We start from the raw sequence: 21,291 nt of genomic DNA on the forward strand, positions 1-21,291 counted from the left end.
GCGGCATATTTTTATGAGGATGCCTGACGGATTGGAATTCGCAAGGGGCCATGCTCCTGCAATCATGGCCCCGGGGGATCAATCAAGCGTCATGGCGCTTGAGGCGTCCCAGCACTTCGTCCGTGTGCTCGCCGGCTCGCGCCAACGGCTGGCGCACACCTGGGCGGCGTCCGCCCATCAACAAAGGCAGGAGCACGACTTCGGTCGTGCCGCCGTCGTCGGTTTGCATCGGCGCGAGCCCGCCGCTTGCTTTCAAATGCGGGTCGTCGAAGAGCTGATCGGGGCGCATGATCGGTGCGTAGGGAATACCGGCGGCTTCGAGCTTTGGCGCGAGCTCGTCGGCGCGATGGTCTTTCAGGATCTCGCCAAGGCGTGCGAGCAATTCAGGGCGTACGGCCACACGCTGCGCGTTGCTGGCGAATTGCGGCTCGGCGGCGAGCTCCGACCGCTCCAGCACGTCGCACAGCGTAACGAACTGCTTGTCGCTGACGGCGCCGATGAACAACTGCTCGCCGCCAGCCAGCGTGAACACGTCGTACACGCTCCATGCCGATACGCGCGCGGGCATGGGCGGCGGCGCTTCGTGCGTCATCGCGTACTGCTGCATGTGCTGCGCGGACAGGAACACGCAGTTCTCGAACAGCGCGCTTTGCACTTCCTGGCCGCGCCCGGTGGCGTCGCGCTCGCGCAGCGCGGCGAGCACGCCGATCGCGCCGAACATGCCGCCCATGATGTCGTTCACCGACGTGCCCGCGCGCAGCGGACGCCCCACCGGCCCCGTCATGTACGACAAGCCGCCCATCATCTGCACGACTTCGTCGAGCGCGAGGCGATGCTCGTAGGGGCCGGGCAGAAAGCCCTTGTGCGAAACGTAGATGAGCCGCGGGTATGGCTTGGAAAGCGTCTCGTAGTCGAGCCCGAGCTTCGTCATCAAGCCTGGCCGGAAATTTTCGAGCATCACGTCGCATTGGCCGATCAATTCGACCACGGTCGCACGTCCTTCGGGCGTGTTGATGTCGAGCACGACGCTCTTCTTGTTGCGGTTGAAAGTGCGGAAAAAACCGATGCCGAGACCGGGAAGGTTGCGGGTCTTGTCGCCGCCGGGCGGTTCGATCTTGATCACTTCGGCGCCGAGGTCGGCGAGGATCATGCCGCAGGTCGGGCCCATGACCATGTGAGTGAATTCGATGACGCGAACGCCTTCGAGCGGAAGCCGGGTGGGGGTGTTCATGCGGAACCTCAGACAGTGGGCGCTTGGACGGATTGAGCCGATTGGGCAGATTGGGCCGGGAAAGTCTTGGGCAAACCGGCGAGCCACAAGGTGCCGTGCAGCGTCTCGTTCTCGAGCCATTGCGCGACCTTGGCGCGCAGTACGAGCAGCCGCTCGATATCGATGCCGGTCTCGATGCCCATGTCGGCCAGCATGAAGGCGAGGTCTTCGCTCGACGCATTGCCGCTCGCCCCCGGCGCATGCGGACAGCCGCCGATGCCAGCGAGCGTCGCATCGAAGCGCGCGATGCCGGTTTCCAGCGCGGCGTAGACATTGGCGAGCGCGAGGCCGCGCGTGTCGTGGAAGTGGCCGCACCAGAGCGTGTCGCCCGCGATGCCGCGTGCCTTCTCGAACAGGTCGCGCACGGCGGCGGGATTCGCGTAGCCGACCGTATCGGCGAGGCTCACGCGATCGGCGCCTGCGTCGAGCAGGGCCTGCATGCAGCGCAGCACCTCGCTTGGCTCCACTACGCCTTGGATCGTGCACCCGAACGCCGTGCCGATACCGCCTTCGATCAAGGTCTTGGAGCCGGCGGCATCGCGCGCGGCGCGGATGCGGGCCACTTCCGCGACGACTTCGTCGGGCGTCTTGCGCAGATTCGCGAGGCTATGGGCGTGGCTAGCCGACAGCGGCACGAGCAGGACATCCGCCTGCGATTCGATCGCGCGTTCGGCGCCCTTCAGATTCGGCACGAGTACCGAAACGACGAGGCCGGGCAGGGTTTTCGCGTAGGCGACGAGTTCCGCCGTATCGGCCAACTGTGGCAAGAGCCGGGCAGGCACGAACGAGCCGACCTCGATTTCGCGCTGACCGGCGGCGTAGGCGTCGGCGATCCATTCGATTTTCTGCGGGGTCGGGAGAATGGTCTCGATGCTTTGCAGGCCGTCGCGCAAGCCGACTTCGCGGATCACGACGCTAGGGGGGAAGGGGGGCATGGGTCGTCTCGCGGTTATCTGCCAGTCGTTTGTCCGCTGGCGCTGTGCTAACTTTAGACATTCCACTAGATGCATAAAGAGGTATTTCGGAACAGTCAACATTCCGAATCGGAAACCCACGAGCGCCGAAGGCCCCAAGTAAGAGCTTTGCATGGGGCCGGAGTAAGTGCTGAAGCACTAACTTGGAGCAACTCCGGCATGGGACCAGAGTAAGAGCTTTGCATGGGACCTAAGTAAGCGCTGAAGCGCCAACTTAGGTCGACAGCTAAAGCGCCAACTCTGGTCGACAGGAGGCATCGATGCGCGACATCGATCTGAAAACATTGCGGCTGCTGGTGTCGGTCTGCGAGCACCGGAACATGGCGCGCGCCGCCGAGGAGGAGCACATCGAGCCGTCGGCGATCAGCAAGCGTATCGCGCAGTTGGAGCACGACCTCGGCGTGCCGCTGCTCGTTCGCACGCGCCGCGGCGTGCAGCCGACGCCGGCCGGTGTTGCGCTCGTCGAGCACGCGAAGAGTGTGCTGTTCACGATGGATCGCATCGCAAGCGACGTGGCCGCGTTCGGCAGCGGGCTCAGGGGCAGCGTGAACGTGTGCGCGTCGGCATCGGCGATCGCGGAAGCGCTGTTGGACGACATCGCGTCGTTCATGCGGATGCCCGCGCACGAGAACATCCGCGTGAACGTTGAAGAACGCTTGTCGCTCGATCTCGTGCGCCGCTTGCGCGAAGGGGCGGCGTCGATCGGCGTGTGCTGGGACAACGTCGATATCGAAGGGCTGCAGTCGCGTCCGTACCGCCAGGACCGCTTGGCGCTTGCGGTCCATCCGGAACATCCGCTCGCGCTCCGCAAGTCGCTCAGCTTCGAACAGACGCTCGATCACGAGCACGTCGGGCTGCCGCCTGCCACCGCGGTCCACACGATGTTGCAGCACGCGGCCTCGCGCAATGGGCGCACGGTGAGCTATCGCGCGATCGTGTCGAACTTCGACGCCGCGTTTCGCGTGGTCGCCGCGAACCTGGGCATCAGCGTGGTGCCTGCGGAAGTCGGCGACACGTACAAGCGCCTGCTCAACATCAAAGTGATTCCGCTCACGGACCGGTGGGCGGAACGGCGCTTCATCGTCTGCTTCCGAGACTTCGATGCGCTGCAGCCGGCGGCGCAGCGCATGGTCGATCACCTCGCCGAACGCGCGAAAGATGCCGCAAATATCGAGTAAACGCCTACGCGTGACGTGATATCTCACGGCGCGTTCAGCGCGCCATTCAACCCGCCTGGGTCGGCACCCGTCAACTTTGCGAGCTAGTTGACCGGGCATCGCGTGACTAGCATGGATTGGGGTTCCGAGCGGAACCCCATGACCACTGATAGGAGACCAGGAATGGCTATTCTCAGTTTCAACGGACGGGTCAACATCGCGGTGCGCATCGTCACGGAGAAGTTTCCGCAAGCGAAGCTCTACGAGGCGGACGGCGTGGCGCTAGGAGGACCGACCACGCATCCCGCCGAGATCAATCAGATGCGCGTCGTCTTTCAGAACGTGCACAACACGACGGTCATCATCAAAGAGACCGGCTATGGCGAATTCGGGCCGCCGGTGCTGTATCCGGAGCCGTGGCTCGAAGACGTCGTGATTCCGTGGCCGGTCGAGATGGACCTCGACAAAGCCAATCAACTCAAAGAAGCGGCCGGTTTCAAGGGCCCGTATAACACCGTCACGCTGCGCAATCCGCTCGGGCCGGTGCGTCAGAATCCGCTGTTCATCTTCGGGCTCAGCGGCTCGGGGCAATACATCTTCGTCGACACCATCACCGGCAAGGTGAGTTCCGGGAGCTGAGCCGGCACAGCGGCTCGTGCTCCCTTTGTCCTGCCTCCGCGTCAGTTCGTCAGTGGGGGCAGGATCTTGTTCTTCCGGTTAGCGCCATGATCGCCGCTGAGTGCAACGCTCAATGCGCGCGATCATGGTGCGCTGCGTCATCGAAGTGCACCCACTGCACTCTATCCGCACCGCCAGCCCTTCCTTTGTCCCGGCCGTTTCCCCCATTCCTGCCGCTGTAGCTTGCCCAGCCTAAGCACGCACGCGATGGCACGGCTATTGCGTTAAGTCGCCGCAAGGCCAACGGCGGCCTTAATGCATTCACACATTCATCCACCGCTCTCGCGAGCGGCTACGGGGCAACGGCGTCCCGAAGCGACTTTCACGCTGATCGCGCAACCGATCCGCGCGGCGTCGCTTCGGGACGTTTTTTTTTGCGCTGTCGACGGAGTGCCGCGCGCTCCGCTCGACGGTCCTGAGTCATCCGCTAAGCACATCACGCCATGAAAGGACGGACCCCTATCAGTAACGAATCGGTTTCCGGAGAAGTGATCGGCGAACTCATCAATCTCTCCGGACGGCAGCGGATGCTTTCGCAGCGCATCGTGCTGCACGTGCTGCTCGCATCGCGCGGGGACAGCGCGGCGCTCGATGTCGTCAAAACCTGCCTCGCGACGTTTTCGGCCACGCACACCGATCTCGTGAGCGGCAATGCGCGCTTGCCGGGCGTGTTTTCCGACGCGCTGAAACAGCTTTACTTCGGCACCGTATGCGCCGACGACGCTATCCGTCAGTTCATCGCGCGCACCGCCAATGCGATCGCGAGCCTCGAATCCGGCGTTGCCGCGAGCGATGAACAGATCGATGCGCTCGTGATGCAGGCCACGCCGCTGCTCGAACTGCTGCAGCAAATCACGCTCGCGTACCAGAACGAGATGCACGGCATCGAAACGGCGGCGAAGAAGCGCCAGGCCGAGATCGCCGAGCAGTTGGGCAGCATCTCGATGCAGGCCAACATCGTCGCGCTCAACGCACGCATCGCGGCGGCACGCGCGGGTCACTTCGGACGCGAGTTCGCCGTGATCACGACGGTGCTCGCCGACATCATCAAGGAGATGGATCAGCTGATCCATAGCGTGGTCGATACCCGCGATTCACGCGAAACCAGGCAAGCCCCCGGCGCGCCCACTCAACGCAGCACCATTCCGCAGAGCCGGCATGCCAATGCCGGCCGCGCGTTTCAATAGCCTTCGCCACTGTGTGAGAGACCGATGACAAACCTGTTGAATTCGCTCAAGAGCGGTAACTGGCGTGCGTTGCTTGCATGCTTTCTATACTTCGATACCGGTTTCACCGTGTGGGTGATGTTCGGGCCGCTCGCGCCGTTCATCCACAAGGACATTGCGATGACGCCGGCCGAGCAGGGCTTTCTCGTCGCCGTTCCGGTGCTCGGCGCGGCCATTCTGCGCGTGACGCTCGGCAATCTGTATCAGGCTTACGACGGCCGGCGCGTGGCGCTGTTCGGGGTGTTGCTCTCTGCGGTGCCTTCGGTCGTGCTGCTGTTGATGCCGGCTGCGCCGTCGTACACGCTGCTGCTCGTGCTTGGCGTGTTCCTCGGTGTCGGCGGCGCGAGCTTCGCGGTCGCGCTGCCGATGGCCGGCAGCAACTATCCGCCCAAGGTTCAGGGGCTCGTGCTCGGGCTCGCGGCAGCGGGGAACATCGGCGCGGTGCTCGACGGCTTCATGTTTCCGGGGCTCGCCGATCATTTCGGCTGGGCGAAAGCGGCGGGCGCGGCGCTGCCGCTGCTCGCCCTCGCGGCGACGGCGTTGTTCTTCTGGGCCAAGGATCTCGGCGTCAAAGCGGGCAGCGCGCCGCGTGCGCTCGGCAGTTTCGGCGTGACGCTGGCGGGGCTCGTCGCGCTGGTGCTCGCCGTGCATGCCGGCGTGTTCGGCGCAGGCAAGACGGGCGTGCTGCTGCTGCCGGTGCTAGGCGCGCTGCTCGCGATCGCCGTGTTGCCGCGGCACTATCGCAGCGTGCTCGTCGAAGGGGATACGTGGGTCGTGATGCTGGTGTACAGCATCACGTTTGGCGGTTTTGCCGGGATGTCGTCGTATGTGACGACGCTGTTGATTTCGCTCTATCAGTTGCCGAAGCTCGAAGCAGGGCTGTTCATGTCGCTGCTTGCGTTCATCGGAGCGTTGGTGCGGCCGATCGGCGGCTTGATCGCCGACCGCATCTCCGGCGTGCGTGCGCTCGTGCTGCTGCTGGCCGGCATCTCCGTGTGCGATTTCGCGTTCGCCGCCTGGATGCCGCCGCTGCCGGCCGGGATCGCGTTGCTCGTCGTCACGTATCTGCTGTTCGGTCTCGGCAATGGCGCGACGTTCCAGCTCGTGCCGCAGCGCTGGGCCGGCAAGACGGGCTTGATGTCGGGCATCGTCGGGGCGGCGGGCGGCATCGGCGGGTTCTATCTGCCGGTGATCATGGGCATCGCGAAGGAAAGCACGGGCAGCTACCAAATGGGGTTTGCGACGTTCGGCGGATTGTCGGCGGTGGCGTTCGCACTGGTTGTTTTGCATCGCACACGCTGGCTCGAATGGGCGCTGCCTAAAGAAAGTCTCACGGTCGTGGAAGCGCCGAATGCAATACCCGTAGGCGCGTTGCGGGTGGATAGCGAAGCGTAATGTGCAATGCGGGCGAGCCATGGGACGACCTCGCCCGCCGAGCGCTACACTCGCTTCTTTATCGTCGAGAAGCACGAATGGTCACGATTCGAGAAGCGGCCTTTCCAGAACAAGCCGAGGCAGTGCGCGCCATCTTCCGCGAATACGCGGAGAGATTGGGCGTCGATCTCTGCTTTCAGAACTTCGACGAAGAGCTCGCGACCCTGCCGGGAAAATATTCCGCGCCAGCGGGCCGAGTGCTGCTGGCGTGCGACCAAGGACGTGAAATCGGGTGCGTGGCCATGCGTCCCATCGATTCGGCGGTGTGCGAGATGAAGCGCCTGTATGTACGTCAGCAGGGGAGAGGGCTCGGGCTCGGACGACGTCTGGCGGAATCGATCTGCCGGATTGCCAACGAAGCGGGATATCGAAGTATCCGGCTGGACACGTTGCCGACGATGGCAGAAGCGCAAGGGCTATACGCGGATATGGGATTCAGACCTATACCGAGCTATGCCTTCAATCCCATCTCCGGAACCCAGTACTTGGAGTTGGATCTGGCGGAGTGGCAGTCAAGCAGAACGTAGATGGCTCGCGTCACGCACGATCAGGCCACCAAGATCCCCAAGTCGTTCGCAAGCAGCGCCGCCTGCGCGTAGGAAATCGTCGCGCCCTTGAAAATCGGCGCGGTCCGGATTTTGAGCGTGCCGAGTTCCACTTCGCGCAGATCGGCGCCATCGAATCTCGCGTTTGCCAAGTGCGCTTCGCGCAGGCTCCCGCCTTCGAAAATCGCCTCGCGGAAATCGCAACCGCTCAGATCCGCGCCGGAAAAATCGAGCTTCACGAGCCGCTGCTTCCTGAACGAAAAGCCCCGCATGTCGGCGCCGACCAAGAGCGTATCGGAGAACTCGATCCCCAACGCCGACACCTCGGTAAACACCGCCCCGGTGAGCTTCACCCCGTCGAACATCGATGACGCCAGCTTCGATCGCGCCCACGACGAGTTGTTGAAATCGGAATCTTTAAACCGTGCGTCGGTGAGATGCGCGGCGCCGAAGTCGACGCTGCGGGCTTTGCAGCCCAACCAGCGGGTGTTGTCGAGCTTGGCGCGCCGAAAGGACGTTTCCGCCGCCGAGCACCGCAAGAACGTGCAATCGCGCAAGGTCAGGTCGGACAAATCCTCGCCGTCGAAAACGCAGCGCTCGAACTCGATCGGAGCGGGGTTCTCCTCGAGCAATGCAACGAGGTCGGCGCGGTTCAATGTTTGATCGGTGATAGGCATAGGGTCGGTTCGTGAGCGAGAAAACAAAAACATGAGGCCTCGCGTTTGCGGTCCGGGAGAGGCGAAATTATAATCCGAAACATTCCATCCGGATGGTTTGATCCATGACGAACGCTCACCGCCGACAAAAGCAGCCCGAACTGGTGCGTAAAGAACTGCTCGCCGTCACGCTGCAAATCCTCGTCGACGAAGGCCCGCATGCCGTCACGCTCGACGCGGTCTCCAGGCAGGCCGGCGTCACCAAAGGCGGGCTGCAGCATCACTTTCGCAGCAAGCAAGCGTTGCTCGACGCGCTCTGCGACCAGGTTCTCGACGACTTCCAAGCGCGCTACGAACTGGCGCTGCTTGCCGAGCCCGATACGCCGGGAAAGCACGCGCGTGCTTACGTGCGGCTCGGCTTCGACAGCGGCAACGATCCGGAGCAGGTTCGCATGCAACGTGCGATCGCGTCGCTCGCGCTGACTTGGCCGCCGTGCCGCGAGCGCTGGAGCACATTCGTCCAAGCCGCGATCAAGGCGGACGGGCCGGGCAAGGACGCCGCAAACCGTCTGCTGCTTTGCCGGCTCGCATCGGACGGGTTCTGGTATTCGCAGATGTTCGATACCTACGCGATCGGCAAGACCCGCAAGAAGGCGCTCTTGAACGCGCTATTGGATCTTTGCGAATAGTTACGCAGGGCCGCGAGCGCGCCTCGTTGCGCTTAGAATCGAGCTATCGATCCAACTGCTGGCGGAGCATCCGATGCAAATTCTGGTCATCGAAGACGAGCCGAAGACAGGGGCCTACCTCAAGAAAGGTCTGGAAGAATCGGGCTATCACGTCGACGTGGCGAACGACGGCGCCGAAGGGCTGATCCTCGCGCAAGAGGAGAGCTACGACGTCATCGTCCTCGATGTCATGCTGCCCACGATGGACGGCTGGACGGTGCTCAAGACCTTGCGCGCCACGCACACGACTCCCGTGCTGTTCCTGACCGCCCGCGACGATGTCGCCGACCGCGTGCACGGCCTCGAACTCGGCGCCGACGATTACCTCGTCAAGCCGTTTGCCTTCGTTGAACTGCTCGCGCGCGTGCGAACGCTCGCGCGTCGCGGCCCGCCGAGAGAAAGCGAGCTGCTCAAAGTCGGGGATCTGGAAATCGACGTCAACCGGCGCCGCGTGCGGCGCGGCACGACGCGCATCGATCTCACGCCGCGCGAATTCGCGTTGCTGCAATTGCTCGCGCGGCGTCAGGGCGAGGTGCTGAGCCGCACGCAAATCGCGTCCTACGTCTGGGACATGAATTTCGACAGCGACACCAACGTGGTCGAAGTGGCGATCCGCCGATTGCGCGCGAAGATCGACGACGATTTTCCGGTGAAGCTGATCCAGACCGTGCGAGGCGTCGGCTACGTGATCGAAGCCAAAGAGGCCGATTGATGGCGTCGCGCTCGCTGACCGCCACGCTCGCGCTGGCTTTTGCCGGCACGACGCTGGCAGTGTTCGCGCTCGTGGGCAGCGTGCTGTACTTCGCGCTCGACCGTCAGGTCAAGCAGCAGGACGATCTCGACATCGTGCTGATCTCGCGCCACACGCGGCGCCTCGCAGAAGAGCTCGGCACGCTCGACGATTTGCGCAATCACGCCGATCGTCTGACGAGCCAGGTGCTCGGCAACACGGCGCTCTCGATGCAGATACGCGACGCCGACCGGCGCGTGCTCGTCGATCACAACACCGAGAGCATCGCCGATCCTTCGACGCCTTCGCCCGCGCTGTCGCGGCGCGTCGGCGCCACGCAGCGGATCACGCAAGGCGACATTACGGAGTGGCACACGTCCCAGGGCGTGCCGGTGCGCGGCCTTGCCACCGATGCCGTGCTGCGCGACGGCACGCCGGTCACGCTGATCATTGCGCGCAATATGACCGATCGCTGGCTCCTGCTCGACTACTATCGCGACCGCCTCTACTGGGTGGGATTCGCCGGCGCGCTGCTCGCGTTCCTGATGAGCTGGCTGCTCGTGCGCGAATCGCTGCGGCCGCTGCGCGAGATCGCGAGAAAAGCGGGGACTGTGACCGTCGATCGGCTCAGCACGCGTATCGAGGCGGAGAACGTGCCGAGCGAGCTCGAGGCGCTGGTCGCCTCGCTGAACCGGATGCTCGACCGCTTGCATGACGGTTTTCAGCGGCTCTCACAATACACGGCGGATCTTGCTCACGATATGCGCACGCCGCTTGGCAACTTGCGCGGCGCGACGGAAGTCGTCCTCGCGCGGCCGCGTTCCGTTGATGAATATCAGGCGGCGCTTGCGTCGAATCTAGAAGAGTGCGACCGCATCTCGCGCATGATCGAGAGCGTGCTGTTTCTCGCGCGCGCCGAGCATCCGCAGTTTGTCGCGCGGCTCGGCGATCTCGATGTCGCGAAGGAGCTTGCGCATATCGCCGACTATTTCGAAGGTCTGGCCGATGATGCAGGCGTGCATCTGCGCGTGACCGGCAACGCGCGATTGCGCGCCGATGCTGAGCTGTTCCGGCGCGCGGTCAGCAACTTGCTGGCGAATGCGCTGCGTTATACGCCGCGTGGCGGCGGCATTACGCTTGTGGCCGAGGAAGCGCCGAACGCGGTGCGCGTGACGGTCGCCAATCAAGGCGCGCCGATCCCGCCTGAGTTGCTGGAGCGGATCTTTGACCGTTTCTATCGCGTCGACCCGTCGCGCAAGCGAGAAGCGAATTCGGCGGGTTCCACTGGCCTCGGGCTCGCAATTGTGCGCACCATCATGGATCTGCACGGCGGCCGCGCTCATGCTGAGAGCGACGCGGAAAGCACGCGGTTCGTTTTGACGTTTCCTCCCGAGAAAACGCCGGGCCGGTCTGCGTCTTATTGACTCTCCTGTCTCGTGTTGTATCGATATCGTGCTATAAAGCAGCCCTCTTTATTAAGGAGGGTTGAATGATGGCGACGTGTCCGAGTTTCAGCGCAGCATTTAGAAGGAATATGGAGGCTCTGGGTCTGGAGGTTCCCCATAGCCTCTTCGGCACACAGCAAGCGGCCATCGGTACGCTCACGATGCTACTCGCGCCGCTTAAAACCCTCGGACCGAATGCCACGGTCGCCGAGTTGATTGGTGCCACCACCGGGCTTGAAGCGCTCGCTGTAGTCGCGGGGCTTGGGGCGGCGTTTTACGTTGGCGCTGTCGTTGGCAGCCTTATGGTTGCGGCAGATGAAGCGATGGTTTGCACCAACGGATTCCAAGCTTCGCAGGCTGCACATTCCTGGGCTTTACGGCACGGCTTTGCGCTGCCGCGCGAAGTGGAGCTTGTCCTGTTGCACCATCCCGAGATCCTGCAACCGAGCCCGTATCGGCGCGTTTATGCGGAACGCGCACGCGTTGGGGCTCAAGCATGAAATGGCTCGCTGACAAAGCCGCACTCATCGCGACCGCAATTGTTGCAGCCGGATTGGCGTGGGCTGCGCTCCACTATGCAGGGCAGTGGTATTTCTCGGTGGGTCTCGCACTCGTCATCGTGTTGTTGTTCGTCGAGAACCACCGGCTCAAGAGGCGTTTGCGGGAGCTTGGCGAGAAGCCGCGTGGCTGGTGAGTCCTTGCCACCCCCCACCCAGCGCCCTCAACAACGCCACACTCGCATCCATTCGCCGCGCCTCGATCTGATCGGAAGTCCGCTCGTTGGCGAGCGCGATCGTCTGCGACGTCACGACGTCGAGATAGCTGACGGCGCCCGCCTTATAGCGATTCATCGTGAGCTGAAGCGCCTGCTCAGCAGCAGCGGTCGCACGCTGCTGCGTATCCGCTTCGCTCGCGAGCGTTTGCAGCGCCGATAAGTTGTCCTCGACCTGCTGAAACGCAACAAGCACCGTCTGACGATAGTCAGCGACCGTCCCGTCGTATTGCGCGGTCGCACCCTTGAGCGTCGCATCGCGGCGGCCGCCGTCGAACAGCGTGCCCGCGAGCTGCGAGCCGATCGACCAGAACAGGCTTGGCGCGGTGAGCCAAGGTGCGAAGAACGTGCTTTCGAGCCCGGCCGACGCCGACAGCGTCAGATCCGGATAAAACGCCGCGTGCGCCTCGCCGATCTGCGCGTTGGCCGCTGCGACGCGCCGTTCGGCGGCGGCGATGTCCGGCCGCCGTTCGAGCAATTGCGAAGGCATGCCGGCGGGAATTTGCGGCAAAGTGGCGGACGTGGTCGTGTCGGGCGGTAGCGTGAACGACGACGCCGGCACGCCGATCAGCGTCGCGATCGCGTGCTGCAGCTGCGCGCGCTGGACGTCGAGATCGGTGTCCTGCGTGCGCGTGCTTTCGAGCTGCGTCTGCGCTTCGGCGACCGCCGACTCGTCGATTCCGCCCGCCGCGAATTGCTGCTGCACGATCTTGAGCGACGCCGCATAGGCGGCGACGGTGTCGTCGAGCAGCTTTTTCTGGATGTCGAGCGAGCGCAGGTCGAAGTAGTCGGTCGCGAGATCGCTTGCCATCGACAGCCGCACGGATTGCAGGTCCGCTTCGCTCGCTTGCGCGTTGTCGCGCGCGTTGACCACCGCATCCTTGACGCGCCCGAACAGATCCGGCTCCCAGCTTGCGCCGACGCCCACGTCGTAGTCGGGCACGGTTTGCCCCGCGAGCGAATGCCCGAGTACGTTCTGCGAAAGGCGCGTGCGTGATTGGGCGATGCCGGCCGTGACGGTCGGCGAGTAGCCGGCGTGCTGATAGTCGACCATCGCGCGCGCGGCCTGCAGTTGCGCGACGGCTTTCTTGACCGATTGGTTCGAGACGTCGATTTGCGCTTCGAGGCGGTTCAGTTCCGGATCGTCGAACAGCGTCCACCATGGGCCGCGCGAGTGGTCGTCGGCAGGCGTCGCGACCGACCAGCCCCCCGACGCCTGCGGCGCGTTCGCGTAGTGGTCGGGCACGGCGACCTCGGGCTTCGTGTAGGGCGGCAGCGTCGAGCATGCAGTCAAGGCGCAGACGAGACCGATGACAGCCGTCGTGCGGGCGAGGTGTGCGGATAGGATGGGCATCGAGGTTCTCCTTGGCACGGCGCTCAGCCTTGCTTGCCTGCAGACGCAGACCCGGACGCAGACCCGGCCCCAGGCGCGGCCGCCGCCGTCGTCGATGCAATGCGCACCGCCTCACCAGCGACGATCGCGTCGCCCGGATTGTCGATGACGCGATCGCCTTCGGTTACACCCGTCGCGACTTCGACGTAAGTGCCGAAATCACGACCGATCGTGACTTGCTTCAACTGCACTTTGTTGTCGCTGCCGACGACCGCCACGGTCACGCCGTCCGGCCGAAACAGCAGCGCGCTGACGGGCAGATCGAGCGCGGGATGCGTCGTTTGCAGCGCGAGATGCGCCTGCGCGTAGGCGCCGGGCAGCAGCGCGCCGTCGCGGTTGTCGACGTCGATCTCGACGCGCAGCGTCCGGCTCACGGGATCGATCGCATCGGCGCTGCGCGCGACCGTAGCCGGGAATTGGCGGCCGGGATATTGCTGGGTCGTCAGATAGACCTGGGTGCCCGATGTGACATAAGCCGCGTCGTCCTGCGGCACGTTCACGAAGATCCGCAGCTTGTCGGTCTGCTCGATATGAAAGAGTTCGCCCGGATTGCCCGCGAGGCCCGGCGAGCCGCCCGCGGTGACGAGCGAACCGACATCGACGTTGCGCGTCGTGATGACGCCGTCGAACGGCGCGGTCACCTTCTCGTACGACACCAGCTCGGTCAAGCGCGCGACGTTCGCCTGCGACGCTTCGAGCGCGGCTTGCTTCGCCTGCATGTCGCTGGTTTTCGTCTCGGCGTCCTGCTGCGAGATGGACTGCGTTTGCAGCATCGTCTGCCAGCGTTTTGACGTGCTCGCCGCGTAGTCGTAGTTCGCTTGCGCGGCGGCTTCGTCCGCGCGCGCCTGCTTGAGCTGCGCGTCGAGCTCGGGTGTATCGATGTCGGCGAGGGTCTGGCCGGTCTTCACTTTCGCGCCGATATCCGTATACCAGTGCTGGATATAGCCGCTCGTGCGCGCGTAGATGGAGGCGTCGGCGTAAGGCGTCACCGCGCCCGGCAGCAGCAGTTCCTGCGAGGCGGGCGCGCGGCGAGGCGCGACGACTTGAACCATGGGCTCGAGCTGCGCATCGACTTGCTCAGTGAGCGCCGTGCTCGCCGATAGGCGCGGCACGATCCCGATCGTGAGCAAGGCGGCGGCCACGCAGACGAGCGCAATGGGCAGCATCAGGCGGCGGCGCGATGGGGTGGAGGGTGTCGACGCATCGGCGCCCGCGCGAACGACGGGCACCAGTTCAGTCGACGCGTGCGTGTCGCGGTCATTCGACGGCAGATTGGGCGTAGTCATGGCGATTCCTATTCCTTCCAGGCTTTCGAGTTATTGAGCGTGTTCGCTGGCGGCCTCGGCGGCGGCCTTGCGTGCGAGGGATTCGCGGTGTTCGCGACGCTTGGCGAGCCACGTGTGCACGAGGCCGAACACCACCGGCACGAACAGCAGCGTGGAGACGGTGCCGAGCGCGAGCCCGCCGATCACCGCGCGGCCGAGCGGCGCGTTCTGCTGGCCGCCGTCGCCGAGGCCGAGCGCCATCGGCAGCATGCCGATCAGCATGGCGAGCGCGGTCATCAGTACCGGACGGAAACGGCTGAACCCCGCTTCGAGCGCGGCCGTGAGCGGCTCGACGCCGCTGCTCAACATCTCGCGCGCCGTGTTGATGACGAGAATGCTGTTGGCCGTCGCGATGCCGATACACAGGATCGTTCCCGTGAGCGCGGGCACGGAGAGCGTGGTGTGTGTCGAAAACAGCATCCACGCGATACCCGCGAGCGAGCCGGGCAGGCCGCAGATGATGATGAGCGGATCGATCCACGACTGGAAGTTCACGACCATCAGCAGGTAGACGAGCGCGATCGCGAACACGAGCCCGGCGCCGAGCCCTTCGAACGATTGATTCATCGATTGCACCTGGCCGCGGATCACGATCGACGAGCCCGGCGGCAGTTGTGCGCGCGCCTGGTCGACGAGGCGCGTCACGTCCGACGCCACGCCGCCAAGATCGCGCCCCTGCGCCGACGCGAAGATATCGAGCACGGGCTGCACGTTGTAGTGCGAGACGACGGCCTGCTGCATGCTGCGCGACATCGTGCCAAGCGTGCCGAGCTGATTCTGCGGAACGGTTTGCGAACCGCTCGAAGGCGGGTTCGTCGTCACCGGAATGTTCGCGAGCGTCTGCAGCGAATGAATGTCGTATTGCGGCACCTGGGCCATCAGCGGATAGCTCACGCCGTTCTTCGGATCGAGCCAGAAGTTCGGCGTCGTCTGCGAGCTGCCGGAGAGCGCGATCAAGAGGTTCTGCGCGACGTCGTGCTGCGTGAGGCCGGCTTGCATCGCCTTGGTGCGGTCGACGTCGACGTTGATGGTCGGATAGTCGCCCGGCTGCTGAATGCGCGCATCGACGAGACCGCGCACACCGCGCAATTGCGTGAGCAGGTGGTTGGCGACCACGCGATTCTCGGCGAGCTTGTTGCCGACGATCTGGATGTCGATCGGCGCGGGCAGACCGAAGTTCAGGATCTGGCTGACGATGTCGGCGGGCAGGAACGCGAACGTCACGCCCGGGAACGACGCCGTGAGCACGTTGCGCAGCTTGGCGACGTATTCGGCGGTGGGGCGGTGATCGGGCTTCAGCGTGATCAGGATGTCGGCGTCCGCGGGGCCGATCGGGTCCGACGAGTCGTAGGTGAGGTTGATGCCGCTCACCGGCAGGCCGATGTTGTCGAGCACGGCGGCCTGCTCGGACTTCGGGATCACCGTGCGGATCTTCGCTTCGACTTCGTCGGTGATGCGCGCGGTTTGTTCGATGCGTGTGCCGGTCGGCGCGCGCAGATGCAGGCGGATTTCGCCGGTGTCGACCGCCGGGAAGAAGTCGCGGCCGGCGAACGGAATCAGCGCAAGCGAGCCGAGGCACAGCGCGAGGTAGATCGGCAGGAAACGGCGGCGGCTGTTGATCGCGCGTTGCAGCGCGGCGCGATAGCCATTCCTCAGCGCTTCGAAACGGCGCTCGAACGACGCCTGGAACCGCACGAGCGCGCCGAAGCGTCCGCTTGCCGCCTTTCCGTGCTTCGACGGCGCGCGCATCAGATACATGGCGAGCGTCGGAATCAGCGTGCGCGAGAAGAAGTACGACGCGCACATCGCGAACACCACGGCCTCAGCCATCGGCACGAACAGATAGCGCGCGACGCCCGAGAGCAGGAACATCGGCACGAACACGATGCAGATCGCGAGCGTCGAGACGAAGGTCGGCACCGCGATCTCACCCGAGCCGTTGAGGATCGCGTCGTGCAGCGGTGCGCCGTTCTCCAGGTGATGGGTGATGTTCTCGATCGCGACGGTCGCGTCGTCGACCAATATCCCGACCGCGAGCGCGAGGCCGCCGAGCGTCATGATGTTGATCGTCTGCCCGAGCGCGGAGAGCGCGATCAGCGAGGTCAGCACCGAAAGCGGAATCGACACCGCGATGATCAGCGTCGCGCGCCAGCTGCCGAGAAACAGCAGGATCATCGCGGCGGTCAGGCACGCGGCGATCAGCGCCTCGCGCACGACGCCCGAAATCGCCGACTTCACGAACACCGACTGATCGGACAGCGGCGTGATCTTGAGCGCTTTCGGCATGCCGGCGGCGATCTTCGGCAGCATCGCCTTGACCTGCTGGATGATCGTGAGCGTCGACGCGCTGCCAGTTTTCTCGACGGTCAGCAGCGCGGCGCGCTTGCCGTCGCTGCGCACCATGTTCGTTTGCGGCGCGTAGCCGTCGATCACGTGCGCGACGTCGCGCACATAGACAACAGTGCCGTTGACGGTCTTGATCGGCAAGTTGTTGAGCGCCTCGACCGACTGCGTGCTGCCGTTCATTTCGACGTTGTACTCTTTCGAGCCGATCTTCGCGGTGCCGCCCGGCAGAATCAGATTTTGCGCGTTGACGGCGTTGACGACGTCGATGGGCGCGAGGCCCTTCGCCTGCAGCGCGCGCGGATCGAGCTGAACCATGATCTGGCGGATCTTGCCGCCGTAAGGCAGCGGCACCGCGGCGCCTTGCACGGTCGCGAGCTGCGTGCGGATGAAGCTGTTGCCGAGGTCATAGAGCGTTTGCTCGGGCAGCGAATCGCTCGAGAGCCCCAACTGCAGCACCGGCACCGTCGACGCGTTGTACGTGATGATGTTCGGCGGCAGCGTGCCGGGCGGCAGGACGCGCAGGATCGAGGCCGAGTTCGACGCGGCTTCGGCGATCGCGCGGTTGATGTCGGCGCCGGGGTGGAAAAAGATCTTGACCACCGACACGCCGTTGAGCGATTGCGATTCGATGTGCTCGATGTCGTCGACGTCGGACGTGAGCGCGCGTTCGTAGTTCGACGTGATGCGGTGGGCCATGTCCTCGGCCGAGAAACCGTTGTACGTCCACACGATGCTGACGACTGGAATGTCGATGTTCGGAAAAATGTCCGTCGGCGTGCGCATGATCGCGATCGGCCCGAGGATGAACAGCAGGACGGCGAGAACGATGAAGGTATAGGGGCGGCGCAGAGCCAGTCTGACGATCCACATGGCAAATCCTCGGAGAGAGTCTTTTTGCAGCGTCCTGGCGCGAAGGCGTGCGGCAGGGGCTTTACATGGCGGAAAGTTTGACTGGCGGGCATTTACCCGCCACTGACCGGAAAATTACAAGTCTGTTATCTGAGGAGAAGACGGCTGCGCGCGGCGGGAGGGCTTCAGGCGGAAAAAAGATTACGAGCTTGTAATGCGCGGGTCAGCTTCGGGACAGCGGCCGATTTCCACAATGAGGGCAACTCTTCATCGAAATCGACATCGACGCCGATGGAGGGCCTCAAGGCCTCGTTCATGGTGAATGCGGCCTCTACGCTCTCGAAGGAGACACATCATGAAAGCACTGATCCAGGCCGTCCTGATTTCCTGCGCACTGGCCGCGCCCGCATTCGCATTCGCTCAATCGACCAATGCGCCGGTGACGCGCGCCGAGGTGAAGGCCGATCTCGTCCGCGTCGAGCAAGCCGGTTATCGTCCGCAGGGCAACGATCTGTACTATCCGGCCGACATTCAGGCCGCCGAGGCGAAGATCGCGGCACAGCAGACGTCGCCGGCGGCATCGTCGGTGGGTGGTGTGGCGATGGCGGGTACGTCGCAAGCCGGCGCGCCGAGTGCGTCGATCACGCAGCTTGCGATGAACGACGCGCAATCGCTGTATGCGCACCATTGAGCGCGCGATATGCGCGCAATGTTGGGCCGCGATCGGGCCCGATGAAGCAGGAACTTGCCGCACGCCGAGTTTCCGCTCGACGTGCGGCTCGGCACGTCATGAGCTCTTGAACCGCGCCGCAAGCTGCTCCGCGCCACGCCCGAGAAGGCCCACATCCGAACCCACCGCCGTAAACGTGCAGCCAAGCTCGATATAGCGCCGCGCGAGCGTTTCATCGGGCGTCAGAATGCCGGCGGGCTTGCCTGTCGCCACGATGCGGCGGATCGAATCCTCGACGACCGCCTGCACGTCCGGATGCTTGATCTCGCCGACATGACCGAGCGCGGCCGCGAGATCGCCGGGGCCGATGAACACGCCGTCGATGCCCTCGACCGCCGCGATGCGCTCGAGATTGTCCAGTCCGAGCCGGCTCTCGACCTGCACGAGCACGCACAGCTCGCTTGCGCACAGCTTCGGATAGTCGGCCACGCGGCCGAACCCAGAAGCGCGCGATGCGGACGCATACCCGCGCACGCCTTCCGGCGGATAGCGCGTATACGCCACCGCGTTGCGCGCTTCTTCTTCGGTCTCGACGTACGGGATCAACAGCGTCTGCACGCCGATATCGAGCAGGCGCTTGATCGTCACCATCTCGTTCCAGGGCGGCCGCACGATCGGATGCGTGCTGGAACCCATTGTCGCCTGCAGTTGGCTATGCACCATCGGCAGCTCGTTCGGCGCGTGCTCCATGTCGAGCAGCAGCCAGTCGAATCCGGCGCCGGCGAGCAGTTCGACCGAGCCGTGGCTCGCGAGGCTCGACCATAAGCCGATCTGTTGCTTGCCTGCGGCAAGCGCGCGCTTGAAGGGGTTGTCGGGCAGCTTCATCGTGCGTCTCCTTGCGTGAAGGCGAGCGTCAGCGCGCCTGTTTCCGGCGTTCCTGCGGCGTGTAGTCGAAGCTCGCGAAGCTGCCGCCTTGGTAGCGCTGCGCGGTGGCGTCGAGCGGGTTCGGCTTCGCGAGAATCTCCGCGGCGTAGTCTTCCGCGTTCTGGCGCGGCTGGTAGCCGAGGCGCGCGGCGCCCGAGTTGTCCCAGTAGCTGCGCGTGTTGTTCGAGACGCCCCAGACCACCTGAAAGCCGAGATCGGGCACCTCGATCGACTGCTCGATCAACTGCATCAGATCGTCGAAGCCGAGCCACGTGCTCAAGTGGCGGAACTCCGTCGGCTTCTCGACGCAGCTGCCGATGCGGATGCACACGCTCTCGATGCCGTGCTTGTCCCAGTAGAGGCGCGCGAGCCCTTCGCCCCACATCTTGCTGAGCCCGTAAAAGCCGTCCGGGCGGAAATCGCAATCGAGCGCGAGCTTGTCCTCGACCGGGTGCATGCCGATCGCGTGATTGGAGCTTGCGAAGATGATGCGGCGCACGCCATGACGGCGCGCGCCTTCATACACTTCGACAAGCCCGCGCAGATTGTTCTCGATGATTTCCGGCAGCGGACGCTCGACGCTCGTGCCCGCCATGTGGATCAGCACGTCGACGCCTTCGAGCAGCCGGTCGACCACGGCCGGATCGCGCAGATCGCCATGCATGACATCCTCGCCGTCGACCATCGGTTCCAGCGGCCGCGTGCCGGCCGCCGAGCGCAGGTTCACGCCGCGCTCCAGCAGCGCTTGGCGCAACACGCGGCCAAGCTGGCCTGCCGCGCCGCTCAATGCAATTTTTTTCATGTGCGAATCCTTGACGGGGAGTCTGAGAGAGAGGGTCAATGGCTCGACGCGGGGAGGGCGTCGAGCACGTCGTGTGCACCCCGCGGCGGTTCGTCCAGCGCGATGAGCCGCCACGCGACGATGGCGCCGATCACGTCGAACAGCATCAGGCAGACGAACAGCGGGTTGTAGCCGATCGTGCTCGCAAGCGCGCCCACGATCAACGAGAAAATCGTCGCGCCGAGATAGCCCAGCATGCCGGAAAGCCCGGTGGCGGTGGCGACTTCGTGCTGGCCGAACACATCCGAGGCAAGCGTGAAGAGCGAACCGGAGATCGTCTGGTGCGCGAAGGTGCCGACGCAGAACAACGCGATCGCCGCATAGGGGCTCGCCGCGAGACCGACGCATGCCGGTCCGATCATCAAGACCGCACCGGTCGCGATCACGAGCTTGCGCGAGGCGATCAGCGAGACGTTGAAGCGGCGCATGAAGAACGGCGCGAGGTAGCCGCCGACGAGGCAGCCGAGGTCCGCCGCGAGGAACGGCATCCACGCGAACAGCGCGACTTCCTTCAGGTTCATGTGGCGGACCATGACCATGTACAGCGGAATCCACGCGCCGAAGGTCTGCCATGCCGGTTCGGCGAGCATGCGGGCGATGCCGATGCCCCAGAAGCGGCGCGTCTTGAGCACGGCCTTCCAAGAGGGGCGCTTACCGTGCGCGTTGCGCTTCGCGTTCTCCTGGCCGCTGAGGATGTAGTCGCGTTCCGTGCCGCTCAGCTTCGGGTGCTGGTCAGGCGAGCGGAAGAACACGAGCCACAGCACGACCCAAACGAGCGCGGTGCCGCCCGTCACGACGAACGCCATCTGCCAGTTGTACTTGAGGATGCAGAACACGACGAGCGGCGGGGCCAGCATTGCGCCGATCGACGTGCCCGTATTGAGCCAGCCCGTCGCCACCGAGCGCTCCTTGGCCGGGAACCATTGGCTGATCGTCTTCATGCCGGCCGGAAAAATCGCGGCTTCGCTCATGCCGAGCATGCCGCGAAACACGGCGAGCAGCGGCCAGCTCGTCGCGAGACCGTGCAGCATGTTCGACACGGCCCAGGCCAGCGCGAAGATCGCGAAACCAATCTTGAGGCCGAGGAAATCGAGGATGAAGCCGGCGACCGGTTGCGCGAGCGCATAGGCCGCTTGGAATGCGGTAACGACGTAGGCGTATTGCTGCGTCGACATATGGAGCTTGTCGATCAGCGTCGGCGCGGCGACGGAGAGCGAACTGCGGGCGAGATAGTTGAAGATGGTGCCGAGCATGAGCAGCCCGACTATCCACCACCGCAAACCTTTGATCGGACGGGGATTCACTGATTGTCTCCTGCGCATGGCGTG

General features: G+C 64.4%; 21 protein-coding genes. 11 read left to right on the top strand and 10 right to left on the bottom strand.

The features are described 5' to 3' along the window. Positions 1–82 precede the first annotated feature (82 nt). Both AAHK20_RS15545 and AAHK20_RS15550 read right to left on the bottom strand, forming a co-directional pair. The gene (locus AAHK20_RS15545) at positions 83–1,231 is read right to left on the bottom strand and encodes a CaiB/BaiF CoA transferase family protein (protein WP_449182363.1); all 1,149 of its coding nucleotides are present in this window, start codon (positions 1,229–1,231) and stop codon (positions 83–85) included. An 8-nt stretch (positions 1,232–1,239) separates the two neighbouring features. Beyond that, positions 1,240–2,205: a hydroxymethylglutaryl-CoA lyase gene (locus AAHK20_RS15550; RefSeq protein WP_449182364.1), complete on the bottom strand. Its 966-nt coding sequence runs from the start codon at positions 2,203–2,205 to the stop codon at positions 1,240–1,242. Between the two features lie 299 nt (positions 2,206–2,504). Here AAHK20_RS15550 and AAHK20_RS15555 point away from each other — a divergent pair, with 299 nt between their 5' ends. From AAHK20_RS15555 to AAHK20_RS15575, 5 genes are all read left to right on the top strand, one after another. Then, positions 2,505–3,422 carry a LysR family transcriptional regulator gene (locus AAHK20_RS15555; protein ID WP_449182365.1) on the top strand — a complete coding sequence of 306 codons (918 nt, stop codon included), beginning with the start codon at positions 2,505–2,507 and terminating at the stop codon, positions 3,420–3,422. 162 nt (positions 3,423–3,584) lie between these two features. Then, positions 3,585–4,040, top strand: a complete 456-nt coding sequence (locus tag AAHK20_RS15560; protein ID WP_449182366.1) for a hypothetical protein — start codon at positions 3,585–3,587, stop codon at positions 4,038–4,040. A gap of 482 nt (positions 4,041–4,522) precedes the next feature. Beyond that, entirely contained in the window at positions 4,523–5,266 is a 744-nt protein-coding gene (locus AAHK20_RS15565) for a type IV pili methyl-accepting chemotaxis transducer N-terminal domain-containing protein (RefSeq protein WP_449182367.1), read from the top strand. Between the two features lie 24 nt (positions 5,267–5,290). Then, positions 5,291–6,700, top strand: coding sequence for an MFS transporter (locus tag AAHK20_RS15570; RefSeq protein ID WP_449182368.1), 1,410 nt, complete (start codon positions 5,291–5,293; stop codon positions 6,698–6,700). 77 nt (positions 6,701–6,777) lie between these two features. Continuing rightward, positions 6,778–7,266 (top strand): GNAT family N-acetyltransferase, encoded by a 489-nt coding sequence (locus tag AAHK20_RS15575; RefSeq protein WP_449182369.1) that lies wholly within the window; start codon positions 6,778–6,780, stop codon positions 7,264–7,266. A gap of 20 nt (positions 7,267–7,286) precedes the next feature. Here AAHK20_RS15575 and AAHK20_RS15580 read toward each other — a convergent pair whose 3' ends face one another. Then, positions 7,287–7,961 (bottom strand): pentapeptide repeat-containing protein, encoded by a 675-nt coding sequence (locus AAHK20_RS15580; RefSeq protein WP_449182370.1) that lies wholly within the window; start codon positions 7,959–7,961, stop codon positions 7,287–7,289. A 104-nt stretch (positions 7,962–8,065) separates the two neighbouring features. Here AAHK20_RS15580 and AAHK20_RS15585 point away from each other — a divergent pair, with 104 nt between their 5' ends. From AAHK20_RS15585 to AAHK20_RS15605, 5 genes are all read left to right on the top strand, one after another. Next, positions 8,066–8,629: a TetR/AcrR family transcriptional regulator gene (locus AAHK20_RS15585; RefSeq protein ID WP_449182371.1), complete on the top strand. Its 564-nt coding sequence runs from the start codon at positions 8,066–8,068 to the stop codon at positions 8,627–8,629. A gap of 73 nt (positions 8,630–8,702) precedes the next feature. Then, the gene (locus tag AAHK20_RS15590; RefSeq protein WP_449182372.1) at positions 8,703–9,380 is read left to right on the top strand and encodes a heavy metal response regulator transcription factor; all 678 of its coding nucleotides are present in this window, start codon (positions 8,703–8,705) and stop codon (positions 9,378–9,380) included. Further along, positions 9,380–10,822: a heavy metal sensor histidine kinase gene (locus AAHK20_RS15595; RefSeq protein WP_449182373.1), complete on the top strand. Its 1,443-nt coding sequence runs from the start codon at positions 9,380–9,382 to the stop codon at positions 10,820–10,822. The genes AAHK20_RS15590 and AAHK20_RS15595 overlap by 1 nt, the downstream gene beginning before the upstream one ends. Positions 10,823–10,887: 65 nt before the next feature. After that, a complete protein-coding gene (locus AAHK20_RS15600; RefSeq protein WP_449182374.1) occupies positions 10,888–11,343 on the top strand; it encodes a hypothetical protein in 456 nt (151 codons plus the stop codon). Then, on the top strand, positions 11,340–11,537 hold the full coding sequence (locus AAHK20_RS15605; protein WP_449182375.1) for a hypothetical protein: 198 nt from the start codon (positions 11,340–11,342) through the stop codon (positions 11,535–11,537). The genes AAHK20_RS15600 and AAHK20_RS15605 overlap by 4 nt, the downstream gene beginning before the upstream one ends. Here AAHK20_RS15605 and AAHK20_RS15610 read toward each other — a convergent pair. From AAHK20_RS15610 to AAHK20_RS15625, 4 genes are all read right to left on the bottom strand, one after another. Continuing rightward, the gene (locus tag AAHK20_RS15610; RefSeq protein WP_449182376.1) at positions 11,491–12,969 is read right to left on the bottom strand and encodes an efflux transporter outer membrane subunit; all 1,479 of its coding nucleotides are present in this window, start codon (positions 12,967–12,969) and stop codon (positions 11,491–11,493) included. The genes AAHK20_RS15605 and AAHK20_RS15610 overlap by 47 nt on opposite strands. A 23-nt stretch (positions 12,970–12,992) precedes the next feature. Beyond that, positions 12,993–14,294, bottom strand: a complete 1,302-nt coding sequence (locus AAHK20_RS15615) for an efflux RND transporter periplasmic adaptor subunit (protein ID WP_449182377.1) — start codon at positions 14,292–14,294, stop codon at positions 12,993–12,995. A gap of 30 nt (positions 14,295–14,324) precedes the next feature. Further along, positions 14,325–17,549, bottom strand: a complete 3,225-nt coding sequence (locus AAHK20_RS15620) for an efflux RND transporter permease subunit (RefSeq protein ID WP_449182378.1) — start codon at positions 17,547–17,549, stop codon at positions 14,325–14,327. A gap of 164 nt (positions 17,550–17,713) precedes the next feature. Continuing rightward, positions 17,714–17,845: a hypothetical protein gene (locus AAHK20_RS15625; protein ID WP_449182379.1), complete on the bottom strand. Its 132-nt coding sequence runs from the start codon at positions 17,843–17,845 to the stop codon at positions 17,714–17,716. A 38-nt stretch (positions 17,846–17,883) separates the two neighbouring features. Here AAHK20_RS15625 and AAHK20_RS15630 point away from each other — a divergent pair, with 38 nt between their 5' ends. After that, positions 17,884–18,219: a DUF4148 domain-containing protein gene (locus AAHK20_RS15630; protein WP_449182380.1), complete on the top strand. Its 336-nt coding sequence runs from the start codon at positions 17,884–17,886 to the stop codon at positions 18,217–18,219. A gap of 96 nt (positions 18,220–18,315) precedes the next feature. On the opposite strand, the gene AAHK20_RS15635 is transcribed toward AAHK20_RS15630, so the two are convergent. From AAHK20_RS15635 to AAHK20_RS15645, 3 genes are read right to left on the bottom strand one after another with little or no spacing between them, the layout of a single operon-like run. Continuing rightward, complete coding sequence (locus AAHK20_RS15635) at positions 18,316–19,083, bottom strand: HpcH/HpaI aldolase family protein (RefSeq protein WP_449182381.1); 768 nt, start codon at positions 19,081–19,083, stop codon at positions 18,316–18,318. 28 nt (positions 19,084–19,111) lie between these two features. After that, entirely contained in the window at positions 19,112–19,924 is an 813-nt protein-coding gene (locus AAHK20_RS15640) for an NAD-dependent epimerase/dehydratase family protein (RefSeq protein ID WP_449182382.1), read from the bottom strand. 35 nt (positions 19,925–19,959) lie between these two features. After that, entirely contained in the window at positions 19,960–21,216 is a 1,257-nt protein-coding gene (locus AAHK20_RS15645) for an MFS transporter (RefSeq protein ID WP_449182488.1), read from the bottom strand. Positions 21,217–21,291: the final 75 nt, after the last annotated feature.

The sequence above is a fragment of the Trinickia camelliae genome (assembly GCF_053525655.1).

Excerpts from the sequence above, each read along its gene's own strand:
- AAHK20_RS15590 (WP_449182372.1), top strand. The coding sequence starts at position 8,703 with ATGCAAATTCTGGTCATCGAAGACGAGCCGAAGACAGGGGCCTACCTC.
- AAHK20_RS15545 (WP_449182363.1), bottom strand. The coding sequence starts at position 1,231 with ATGAACACCCCCACCCGGCTTCCGCTCGAAGGCGTTCGCGTCATCGAA.
- AAHK20_RS15640 (WP_449182382.1), bottom strand. The coding sequence starts at position 19,924 with ATGAAAAAAATTGCATTGAGCGGCGCGGCAGGCCAGCTTGGCCGCGTG.
- AAHK20_RS15575 (WP_449182369.1), top strand. The coding sequence starts at position 6,778 with ATGGTCACGATTCGAGAAGCGGCCTTTCCAGAACAAGCCGAGGCAGTG.
- AAHK20_RS15565 (WP_449182367.1), top strand. The coding sequence starts at position 4,523 with ATGAAAGGACGGACCCCTATCAGTAACGAATCGGTTTCCGGAGAAGTG.
- AAHK20_RS15605 (WP_449182375.1), top strand. The coding sequence starts at position 11,340 with ATGAAATGGCTCGCTGACAAAGCCGCACTCATCGCGACCGCAATTGTT.
- AAHK20_RS15550 (WP_449182364.1), bottom strand. The coding sequence starts at position 2,205 with ATGCCCCCCTTCCCCCCTAGCGTCGTGATCCGCGAAGTCGGCTTGCGC.
- AAHK20_RS15620 (WP_449182378.1), bottom strand. The coding sequence starts at position 17,549 with ATGTGGATCGTCAGACTGGCTCTGCGCCGCCCCTATACCTTCATCGTT.
- AAHK20_RS15560 (WP_449182366.1), top strand. The coding sequence starts at position 3,585 with ATGGCTATTCTCAGTTTCAACGGACGGGTCAACATCGCGGTGCGCATC.
- AAHK20_RS15625 (WP_449182379.1), bottom strand. The coding sequence starts at position 17,845 with ATGAACGAGGCCTTGAGGCCCTCCATCGGCGTCGATGTCGATTTCGAT.
- AAHK20_RS15615 (WP_449182377.1), bottom strand. The coding sequence starts at position 14,294 with ATGACTACGCCCAATCTGCCGTCGAATGACCGCGACACGCACGCGTCG.
- AAHK20_RS15595 (WP_449182373.1), top strand. The coding sequence starts at position 9,380 with ATGGCGTCGCGCTCGCTGACCGCCACGCTCGCGCTGGCTTTTGCCGGC.
- AAHK20_RS15555 (WP_449182365.1), top strand. The coding sequence starts at position 2,505 with ATGCGCGACATCGATCTGAAAACATTGCGGCTGCTGGTGTCGGTCTGC.
- AAHK20_RS15645 (WP_449182488.1), bottom strand. The coding sequence starts at position 21,216 with ATGCTCGGCACCATCTTCAACTATCTCGCCCGCAGTTCGCTCTCCGTC.
- AAHK20_RS15610 (WP_449182376.1), bottom strand. The coding sequence starts at position 12,969 with ATGCCCATCCTATCCGCACACCTCGCCCGCACGACGGCTGTCATCGGT.
- AAHK20_RS15570 (WP_449182368.1), top strand. The coding sequence starts at position 5,291 with ATGACAAACCTGTTGAATTCGCTCAAGAGCGGTAACTGGCGTGCGTTG.
- AAHK20_RS15580 (WP_449182370.1), bottom strand. The coding sequence starts at position 7,961 with ATGCCTATCACCGATCAAACATTGAACCGCGCCGACCTCGTTGCATTG.
- AAHK20_RS15585 (WP_449182371.1), top strand. The coding sequence starts at position 8,066 with ATGACGAACGCTCACCGCCGACAAAAGCAGCCCGAACTGGTGCGTAAA.
- AAHK20_RS15630 (WP_449182380.1), top strand. The coding sequence starts at position 17,884 with ATGAAAGCACTGATCCAGGCCGTCCTGATTTCCTGCGCACTGGCCGCG.
- AAHK20_RS15600 (WP_449182374.1), top strand. The coding sequence starts at position 10,888 with ATGATGGCGACGTGTCCGAGTTTCAGCGCAGCATTTAGAAGGAATATG.
- AAHK20_RS15635 (WP_449182381.1), bottom strand. The coding sequence starts at position 19,083 with ATGAAGCTGCCCGACAACCCCTTCAAGCGCGCGCTTGCCGCAGGCAAG.